Consider the following 10756-nt stretch of genomic DNA (forward strand, 5'->3'; position numbering starts at 1 on the left):
GGGGTGAAGCGGGTCAGTTCGACGCGCGGCCGAGCTGGTTGTCGATGAAGTCGAAGATCTCGTCCGTCGAGGAGGACTCGATCTCGATCATTTCGCGGTCCCCGGCCGTCCCGCCGGCTTCGTTGAGCCGGGACAGGAGGGTCTGCAGGCGTACCGAGACCGCGTTGCGGTCCAGGTCGTCCTCGGGCGCGGAGGCCAGCAGGGCCTCCAGCCGGTCGAGTTCGGCCAGGACGGGCCGGGGCTCGTCCTCGGGCCGCGGTGCCACCTGGAGGAGCAGGTGGTCCGCGAGGGCGGCGGGGGTGGGGTGGTCGAAGACGAGCGTGGCGGGCAGCCGGGTACCGCTGGCGTTGCCGAGCCGGTTGCGCAGGTCCACCGCCGTCAGGGAGTCGAAGCCCAGCTCCTGGAAGGGCTGGTCCTGGCCCACGGCGGCGGGGTCGGCGTGGCCGAGCACCGCCGCGACCACGGTGCGGACGAGGGCGAGCACCACCTGCCGCTGGGCGGCCCGGGGCAGGCCGTCGAGGCGCCGGGCGAGGGAGTCCGCCTGGTCCGCCGGGACCGGTGCGCCGCGCCGGGCCGCTGCCCGGACGAGGCCCCGCAGCAGCGCCGGGAGATCGTCGCGGGCGCGCAGCGCGGCCGGGTCCAGCGGGACGACCGTGAGCGCCGGGCGGCCCAGGGCGAGGGCGGCGTCCATCAGGGCCGGCCCGTCCTGCGCGGTGACCGGCCGGAAGCCCTCGCGGGCGAACCGGTCGCGGTCGGCGCGGTCCAGGCCGGCGGTGATGCCGCTGTCCTGCTCCCACAGGCCCCAGGCGAGGGAGGTGGCCGGGAGGCCGTGGGCGGCGCGGTGCTGGGCGAGGGCGTCCAGGAAGGCGTTGGCCGCCGCGTAATTGGCCTGGCCCGCGCCGCCGATGACGCCGGCGACCGAGGAGAACAGGACGAAGTGCGTCAGCTCCAGGCCGCGGGTGAGCTCGTGCAGGTGCCACGCCGCGTCGGCCTTCGGCCGCAGTACCGCGTCGAGGCGCTCCGGCGTCAGTGCGGCCACCAGGGCGTTGTCCATCACTCCCGCGGCGTGGACGACGCCGGTGAGGGGGTGATCGGCCGGGACGGCCGCGAGGAGCGCGGCGAGCGCGTCCCGGTCGGCGGTGTCGCACGCGGCGACGGTGACGGTGGCACCCAGCCCGGACAGCTCCCGTTCCAGCTCGCGTGCTCCGGGAGCGTCCGGACCCCGGCGGCTCGTCAGCAGGAGGTGCTTCACTCCGTGTTCGGTGACCAGGTGCCGGGCGAAGAGCGCGCCCAGCGAACCGGTACCACCGGTGATCAGCACCGTGCCCTCACGGCTCCACGAAGGCGCCGCACCACCGGACGTGGCCGTGGTCCGCGCGAGGCGCGGGATCAGCACCCGGCCGTCCCGGAGCGCGGCCTGCGGCTCGCCCGAGGCGACGACGCCGGTGAGCGCGGAGAGCGAGACGGGCCCGGCATCGGCATCGTCGCCTGCGTCGGCCAGGACGATCCGGCCGGGCGCCTCCGCCTGGGCCGACCGCAGCAGGCCCCACAGGGCCGCGGCGCCCAGGTCCGTCACGTCCTCGCCGTCCGCGGCGGCCACGCCACCGCGGGTGACGACCACCAGCGGAACGGTCTCCAGCCGCTCCTCCGCCAGCCATTCCCGCACCAGTGCCAGTGCTTCGCGCGCCGTGGTGTGGAGGCCGGCGACCGGGTCGGTGTCGTCCGCGGGCGCCCACAGGAGGGCCACCGCGTCGACGGTCCCGGCGGCCTCGGCCGCGGCGGTCAGGTCGGCGAAGCGCTCCGCGCCGGTGATCTCTCCGGTGCCCAGAGCGCCCCAGCGGGCCGGGCCGCCGGACGGGGCCGCGGGCAGGGGGACCCAGTCGACGCGCAGCAGCGCGTGCTGCCGGGCGCCGGGGGAAGCGGCGAACCGCTCGTGGGCCACCTCGTGGAACTCGACCGCGTCGACCGTGGCGACGGGGCCGCCGGCCGCGTCGGTGAGCTCCACCGCGATGGTGTGCGCGCCGGTCCCGGTCACCCGGGCCCGGACGGACGAGGCGCCGGCCGCGTAGAGGCGCACGCCGTGCCAGCGGGCGGGGACGAGCTCGTGCCCGGCCCGCGCGGTGCCCCGGTGGGCGTGGACGACGGCGTCCAGGAGCGCCGGGTGGAGGCCGTAGTGGGCGCTCTCCTCCTCGCACTCCTCGGGCAGGTGGACCTCGGTGGCCTCCGCGTGTTCCCCGCCGGCGGGCGGCACGGTGGCCGCGGTGCCGGTGCCGAGGAGGCCCTCGGCGAGCAGGGCCCAGGGGCCGGTGGAGGCGTCGGGGCGGGCGTGGACGGTCACGGGGCGCCGGTCCTCGCCGTCGGGGGCACCGACGGCGACCTGGACGCGGACCGCGCCGTCCTCGGGCAGGACCAGGGGGGTGTGCAGGGACAGCTCGTCCAGCTGGGTGCAGCCGAGTTCGTCACCGGCCCGGATCGCCAGTTCCACGAGGGCGGAGGCCGGGAGGACGGCGGAGCCCAGGACGGTGCGGTCGGCCAGCCAGGGGTGGGTGTCCAGGGAGACGCGGCTGGTGAAGAGCATGCCGTCGCCGCCGGCGACGGCGACCGCCGCGCCGAGCAGCGGGTGGCCGGTGGTGCTCATGCCCCACTCGGCGATGTCGGCGGTGGCCCGTCCGGCGTCGAGCCAGTAGCGCTGGTGCTGGAAGGCGTAGGTGGGCAGGTCGACGCGGCGGGCGCCGGTGGGGGCGAAGAACGCCTCCCAGTCGACGGGTACCCCGTGGTTGTGCAGCTGTCCCAGGGCCGCGACGAGCGTCCCGGCCTCGGACTCGGCGCGCCGCAGCAGGGTCGGGACGGCGTTCTCGGTCTCCAGGGTGTCGCGCACCAGGGCGCTCAGGACGCCGTCGGGGCCGAGCTCGACGAAGACCGTCACGCCGTGCTCGGACAGGGTCCGGGTGGCGTCGGCGAAGCGGACGGTGCCGCGGACCTGGTCGGCCCAGTAGCCGGCGGTGCGCAGGTCCTCGCCCTCGGCCAGGCGGCCGGTCAGGGTGGAGACCACGGGGATCTCCGGCTCCCGGTACGTCAGGGTCGCGGCGACGGCGCGGAATTCCGCCAGCATCGGGTCCATGCGCGGGCAGTGGAAGGCGTGCGAGACGGCGAGGCGCTTGGTCTTGCGGCCGAGGGCCTCGACCAGGGCGGCGACCTGGAGGGTGGGTTCCTCGTCGCCGGAGAGGACGAGGGAGGTGGGCCCGTTGACCGCGGCGATGCTCACCCGGTCCTCGAACCCGGCCAGCAGCGGCCGGACGTCGTCCTCCGTCGCTTCCACGGCGACCATGGCGCCGCCGGTCGGCAGCGCTTCCATGAGCTCGGCCCGCGCGGCCACGAGCACGGCGGCGTCGGGCAGGGTCAGCACGCCGGCGACGTGGGCGGCGGCGAGTTCGCCGATCGAGTGGCCCGCCACGTAGTCCGGACGCACCCCCCACGACTCCAGAAGACGGAACAGCGCCACCTCGACCGCGAACAGCGCCGGCTGGGTGAACCCCGTCCGGTCCAGACCCTCACCCGAGGCGATCACCTCGGCCAGCGGCCGCTCCAGCTTCGGGTCCAGCTCCGCGCACACCGCGTCAAAAGCCGCCGCGAACACCGGGAACGCCGCATACAACTCCCCCGCCATACCCGCCCGCTGCGCACCCTGACCGGTGAACAGGAAACCCGTCCGGCCGTCGCCGCGGGTGCCGCGGGAGGTGCCGGCGGCCGGGGTGCCGGTGATCAGTGACCGCAGTCCGGCGAGGAGGCCGTCGCGGTTCGCGGCGACGACCGTCGCCCGGTGGTCGAGTGCCTGGCGGCCGGTGGCCAGCGAGTAGGCGATGTCCACGGGGTGCGGGGCGTCGTCCCCCTCGGCCCGGGCGAGCAGGCGCCGTGCCTGGTCGGCGAGGGCGGCGGGGGACTTGGCGGACAGGGTCCACGGCACCGCGGGCGGTGTCACCGGGCCGTCGGGGCGCGCCGGTTCGGGGGCCTGTTCGAGGATCATGTGGGCGTTGGTGCCGCTGATGCCGAACGAGGAGATGCCCGCGCGGCGGGGCGCTCCCGTCCGCGCCGGCCATTCCCTGGGCTCGGTGAGCAGCTCGACGGCGCCGGACTCCCAGTCGACGTGGGTGGTGGGCTCGTCGACGTGCAGGGTCTTGGGCAGCGTTCCGTGCCGCATGGCCTGGATCATCTTGATGACGCTGCCGACGCCGGCGGCGGCCTGGGTGTGGCCGAGGTTGGACTTCAGGGACCCCAGCCACAGGGGGCGGTCCTCGGGACGGTCCTGGCCGTAGGCGACGAGGAGGGCCTGGGCCTCGATGGGGTCGCCCAGGGTGGTGCCGGTGCCGTGCGCGTCCACGGCGTCGACGTCGGCGGGGCTGAGCCGGGCGTTGGCGAGGGCCTGCCGGATCACCCGTTCCTGCGCGGGGCCGTTGGGGGCGGTCATGCCGTTGGAGGCGCCGTCCTGGTTGATGGCGGAGCCGCGGATCACCGCGAGCACCTGGTGGCCGTGCCTGCGGGCGTCGGAGAGCCGCTCCACCAGGACCAGGCCCACGCCTTCGGACCAGCCGGTGCCGTCGGCGGTGTCGGAGAAGGACCGGCAGCGGCCGTCGGGTGAGAGGCCGCCCTGGCGGGAGAACTCGACGAAGCCGAGCGGGGTGGACATCACCGTCACACCGCCCGCGAGCGCGAAGTCGATCTCGCCGGCGCGCAGCGCGTTCGCCGCCTGGTGGATGGCCACCAGGGACGAGGAGCAGGCCGTGTCGACGCTGACCGCCGGGCCTTCGAGGCCGAAGTTGTAGGAGATGCGGCCGGAGGCCACGCTGCCGGCGTTGCCGCTGAGGAGGTAGCCCTCCAGGTCCTCGGGGATGTCGTGCACCCGCGACCCGTAGTCGTGGTACATCACGCCGGTGAAGACGCCGGTGCGGGTGCCGCGCAGGGCGGCGGCGGGGATGCCGGCGCTCTCCACCGCTTCCCAGGCGGTCTCCAGGAGCAGCCGCTGCTGGGGGTCCGTCGCGAGGGCCTCGCGGGGGGACATCCCGAAGAACTCCGGGTCGAAGTGGTCGGCGTCGTGCAGGAACCCGCCGTTGCGGGTGTAGGACGTGCCGGGCTTGCCGCGGTCGGGCGCGTAGAGGGCCTCGGTGTCCCAGCCGCGGTCGGTCGGCCACTCCGAGACGGCGTCGACTCCGTCGGCGACCAGGCGCCACAGGTCGTCCGGGGAGGACACGCCGCCCGGGTAGCGGCAGGCCATGCCGACGATCACGATGGGGTCGGCGGTGGGCGCGGAGGCGGCCGTGGCGGGCTGCCGCGCGGGCGCCGGGTCCTCGTCGGCGATCAGGGTGCCCAGGTGGGCGGCGAGCGCGCCCGGGTTGGGGTGGTCGAAGACGAGGGTGGTGGGCAGGCGGAGGCCGGTGGCGGCGTTGAGGCGGTTGCGGAGCTCGACCGCGGTCAGCGAGTCGAAGCCCAGCTCCTTGAACGCGCGGTCGGCGTCGACGGTGCCCTGGCCGGAGTGGCCGAGCACCCCGGCGACGTGGGTGCGCACCAGGTCGGTGAGCATCCGGCCGCGCTCGTCGCGGGAGAGGCCCGCGAGCTGCCCTGCCAGGGAGGAGCCGCCGGCCGCGGCGGTGCCGGCGCGGCGGCGGCCGGCGGGCACCAGGCCGCGCAGCAGCGGCAGCGGCTCGCCGCTCTGCTTGCGCAGCGCGGCGAGGTCGAGCCGGGTGGCCGCGAGGACCGCGTCGCCGGCGGGGCCGGTGGTGGCGGAGGCGTCGAAGAGGGCCATGCCGTCGGCGGAGGACAGCGGCAGCAGCCCGGAGCGGGCCATGCGCTGGAGGTCGACGTCGTCGAGGTGGCCGGTGCTGGCGCTGGCCTCCTCCCACAGGCCCCAGGCGAGGGAGGTCGCGGGCAGGCCCTGGGCGGTGCGGTGGGCGGCGAGGGCGTCCAGGAAGGTGTTGCCCGCCGCGTAGTTGGCCTGCCCGGCGTTGCCCAGGAGGCCGGCGAGGGAGGAGAAGAGGACGAAGTGGGAGAGGTCGAGGTCGCGGGTGAGGTCGTGGAGGTGCCAGGCCGCGTCGATCTTCGGGCGCAGGACCGCGTCGAGGCGTTCGGCGGTGAGGCCCGGGAGCAGGCCGTCGTCGACGACGCCCGCGGTGTGCACCACGGCGGTCAGCGGGTGCTCCGCCGGGATGCCGGCGAGGACGGCGGCGAGCGCGTCGCGGTCGGCGGTGTCGCAGGCGGCGAGCGTGACGTGGGCGCCGAGCGCGGTGAGTTCGGCCTCCAGCTCCGCGGCGCCGGGCGCGGCACTGCCACGGCGGCTCAGCAGCAGCAGGTGCCGGGCGCCGTGCCGGGTGACCAGGTGCCGGGCCAGGACCCCGCCCAGCGCGCCCGTGGCGCCGGTGATCAGCACCGTGCCCCGGTCCCAGCCCGGGCCCTCCACCGTCTCCGGGACCGGCTGGAGGCGGGCCAGGCGGGGTGCCAGAACCTCGCCCCGGCGCACGGCGGCCTGGGCGTCGCCCGACGCCGAGGCGGCGGCGACGGCCGCGGGGAGGTGGTCGGCCGCGTGGGCGGCGCCGTCCAGGTCCACGAGCAGGAAGCGGCCCGGGTTCTCGGTGTGGGCGGACCGCAGGAGGCCCCAGATGCCGGCGTGGGTGAGGTCGGTGACGTCCTCACCGGTGCCCGCGGCGACCGCGTTCTCGGTGACGACGACCAGCCGGGAGTCGGCGAGGCGGTCGTCGGCCAGCCACGCCTGGGTCAGCTCCAGGGTCCGCCGGACGGCGGCGCGGGCCCGGTCGGCGAGCGCGCCGGTGCTGTCCGCGGGGGCGGCCGGTGCCAGGACCACGGCCGGGGCCGGCTCGCCGGCGTCCAGGGCCGCGGCCAGGGCGGCGAGGTCGGGGAAGCGGCGGGCCGCCGTGCCCGGCAGGGGGTTCCCGTCGCCCAGCACGGCCCAGTTGTCGGGGTCGGTGCTCGCCTCGGTAAGCGGCAGGGCCGTCCACGCGACGCGGAGCAGGCCGTCGCGGCCCGCGGCGCCGGCGTCGCGCAGGGCGTCCGTGGACAGCGGGCGCAGGGCCAGGGAGGCCACGGTGGCCACCGGGGCGCCCACGCCGTCGGCGACGGTGAGGGCGGCCGACTCGGTGCCGGTCAGCGACAGCTTGACGCGCAGGACGGACGCTCCCGCCGCGTACACGCTGACGCCGGACCAGGAGAACGGCATCAGGGCGGGCCGGTCCTCCGTCACCGCGCCCGGCAGCAGGGGGTGCAGGGCGGCGTCCAGCAGGGCCGGGTGCAGGGTGAACAGGGCGGCGTCGGCGTGCTGGTCCTCGGGGAGCGCCACCTCGGCGAAGATCTCGTTCTCGCCGGTCCAGGCGCGGCGCAGGCCCTGGAAGACCGGCCCGTACTCGTAGCCGCGGGTGGCGACCTTGTCGTAGAGCCCGCTCAGGTCGGCCTCGGCGGCCCCGGCGGGCGGCCATGCGGTGAGCCCGGCGGGGGCCTCGTCGGCGGCCGGGGCGAGCACGCCGTGGGCGTGCGGGACCCACGGCTGGGCGTCCTCGCCGTCGGGGCTGGAGTAGATGTCGAGGGTGCGGCGGCCGGCGGCGTCGGGTTCGCCGACGGCGACCTGGAGGCGGCGGCCGCCGCGCTCGGGGAGCACCAGGGGCGCGGCCAGGGTCAGTTCCTCGACCTGGTCGCAGCCGACCTGCTCGCCGGCGCGGACCGCGAGTTCCAGCAGGCCCGTGCCCGGGAGGAGGACGGTGCCGGAGACGGCGTGGTCGGCCAGCCAGGGGTGGGAGTGCCGGGAGAGCCGTCCGGTGAGGAGGTAGGCGTCGCGGTCGGCGAGCGAGACGGCGGCGCCGAGGAGGGGGTGGCCGGCGGTGGTGAGGCCGAATCCGGCGGCGTCGCTGGGGGCGGCGGTGGCTTCGAGCCAGTACCGCTGCTCTTCGAAGGCGTAGGTCGGCAGGTCGACGCGGCGGGCCCCGGTGCCGGCGAAGACGGTGTCCCAGTCGGGGGTCAGGCCGCGGCAGGCCGCCTGGCCGAGGGAGAGCCAGAAGCGGTCCATGCCGCCCTCGTCGCGGCGGAGCGTGCCGAGGACGGCGGCGTCGCGGCCCGTGTCCTCGATCGTCTCCTGGAGGCCCACGGCGAGCACGGGGTGCGGGCCGGCCTCGACAAAGGTGCCGAAGCCCTGGGCGAGCAGGGTGCGGACGGCCTGCTCCAGCTCCACGGTCTGCCGCAGGTTGCGGTACCAGTAGCCGCCGTCGAGCTCGGGGCCCTCGACCCAGGCGCCGGTCACGGTGGAGAGGAAGGGGACCTCCGCCTTACGGGGCGTCACCGGGGCGAGGAGGGTGGCGAGTTCGTCTTCGAGCAGTTCGACGTAGGCCGAGTGCGAGGCGTAGTCGACGGGGATGCGGCGGGCGCGGACGCCGTCGTCCTTGCAGGCGGCGAGGAGCTCGTCCAGGGCCCCGGTCTCGCCCGAGACGACCACGGACGAGGGGCCGTTGACGGCGGCGACCTGGACGCGGTCCTGCCAGGGGGCGAGGCGCTCGCGGACCTGCGCGGCGGGGAGCGGCACGGACACCATGCCGCCGAGGCCGGCCAGGACGCGGCCGATGGCCTGGCTGCGCAGGGTGACCACGCGGGCGGCGTCCTCCAGGGTGAGGATCCCGGCCACGCAGGCGGCGGCGATCTCGCCCTGGGAGTGGCCGATGACGGCGGCGGGCCGCACGCCATGGGCGCGCCACAGGTCGGCGAGGGCCACCATGACGGCGAAGAGCACCGGCTGGACGACGTCGACGCGTTCGAAGGGCGGGGCGCCCTCGGCGCCGCGCAGCACGTCCTCCAGGGTCCAGTCGGTGAAGGGGCGCAGGGCCGCGGAGATCTCGGCGATGCGGGCGGCGAAGACCGGTGAGGTGTCCATGAGGGCGACGGCCATGCCGGCCCACTGGGAGCCCTGGCCGGGGAAGAGGAACGCCGTCTTGGAGGCGGGCGCGGCCTTGCCGGTGGCGATGCCGGGGGCGGCGGTGCCCTCGGCCAGGGCCCGCAGCCGCTCCAGTGCCTCGTCGCGGCCGGTGGCGACGACGACCGCGCGCTCCTCCAGCAGGGCGCGGGTGCGCACCAGCGAGTGGGCGACGTCCAGGGGGGTGAGGCCGTCGTTCTCCTCCAGGTGGGCGAGGAGGCGGCGGGCCTGGCCGGTGAGGGCGGCGGGGGACTTGGCGGAGAGCAGCCACGGGACCGCCGGGAGGGTCACCGGGTCACCCGCGGGCTCCGCCGCCGGAGCCTCCGGGGTCTCGGCGGCCTCGGCGGCTGCGGCGTCCTCGGGGGCCTGTTCCAGGATGACGTGGGCGTTGGTGCCGCCCATGCCGAACGCGGACACCGCGGCCCGGCGCGGGCGGTCGACGTCCGGCCAGTCCCGGGCCTCGGCGAGGAGCTCCACGGCGCCGGCTTCCCAGTCGACGTGCCGCGTCGGCTCCTCCAGGTGGAGGGTCTTGGGCAGGACCCGGTGCCGCAGCGCCTCGACCATCTTGATGACGCCGCCGACACCGGCGGCGGCCTGGGTGTGGCCGGTGTTGGACTTCAGCGAGCCGAGGTAAAGGGGCTTCTCGGCGGGCCGGTCGCGGCCGTAGGTGGCGAGCAGGGCCTGGGCCTCGATCGGGTCGCCCAGCGGGGTGCCGGTGCCGTGCGCCTCGACGGCGTCCACGTCGGCGGTGGACAGGCCGGCGCCGGCCAGCGCGGCGCGGATGACCCGTTCCTGCGAGGGGCCGTTGGGGGCGGTGAGCCCGTTGGAGGCGCCGTCCTGGTTGACGGCCGAGCCGCGGATGACGGCGAGGACGTGGTGGCCGTTGCGCTCGGCGTCCGAGAGGCGCTCGACGAGCAGCAGGCCGACGCCCTCGGCCCAGGCGGTGCCGTCGGCGGTGGTGGAGAACGGCTTGCAGCGGCCGTCGGGGGCCAGGCCGCGCAGCCGGGAGAACTCGGTGAACCCCACCGGGGTGGACATCACGGCCGCGCCGCCGGCGAGCGCCAGGTCGCACTCGCCCCGGCGCAGCGCGTTGGTCGCGAGGTGGATGGCCACCAGCGACGAGGAGCAGGCGGTGTCGACGCTGACGGCCGGGCCTTCGAGGCCGAAGGTGTAGGCGAGGCGGCCGGCGGCGATGCTGCCGGCGCTGCCGCTGTACAGGTAGCCCTCGAAGCCCTCCGCGGGGAGGTTGGGGCGGGAGCCGTAGTCCTGGTACATCAGGCCGGTGAACACGCCGGTGCGGGTGCCCTTGAGGGTGCCGGGGTCGATGCCGGCGCGTTCGACGGCCTCCCAGGTGGCCTGGAGGAGGAGCCGCTGCTGCGGGTCGGCGGCGAGCGCCTCGCGGGGGGACAGCCCGAAGAACTCCGGGTCGAAGAGGTCCGCGTCGTGCAGGAAGCCGCCCTCGCGGACGTAGCTCTTGCCGCCGGCCTCGGGGTCGGCGTCGAAGAGGTTCTCCAGGTCCCAGCCGCGGTTGGTGGGGAAGGGGGAGACGGCGTCCACACCGTCGGCGACCAGGCGCCAGAGGTCCTCGGGCGAGGCCACCCCGCCGGGGTAGCGGCACGCCATGCCGACGATGGCGATCGGCTCCTGGGCCTTCTCCTCCACCTCGCGCAGCCGCTTGCGGGCGTCACGGGCGTCGGCTATCGCCCGCTTGAGATAGTCGCGGAGTTCCTTTTCGTCAGCCACGTGAAGTTCAGCTCCCCAAGTTCCTGTGCCGTGTTGCCGGTGTGTTCTGTGCGCGCG

Annotated in this window: 1 protein-coding gene; it reads right to left on the reverse strand. The window is 76.2% G+C overall.

The window, feature by feature from the left end; all coding sequences use genetic code 11:
* Positions 1–13: 13 nt before the first annotated feature.
* Entirely contained in the window at positions 14–10699 is a 10686-nt protein-coding gene (locus ABZ951_RS07985) for a type I polyketide synthase (RefSeq protein WP_361279431.1), read from the reverse strand.
* Positions 10700–10756: the final 57 nt, after the last annotated feature.

It is taken from the genome of Streptomyces sp. NPDC046215, from assembly GCF_040646215.1.
In the GTDB taxonomy this organism is placed as follows: domain Bacteria; phylum Actinomycetota; class Actinomycetes; order Streptomycetales; family Streptomycetaceae; genus Streptomyces; species Streptomyces stramineus.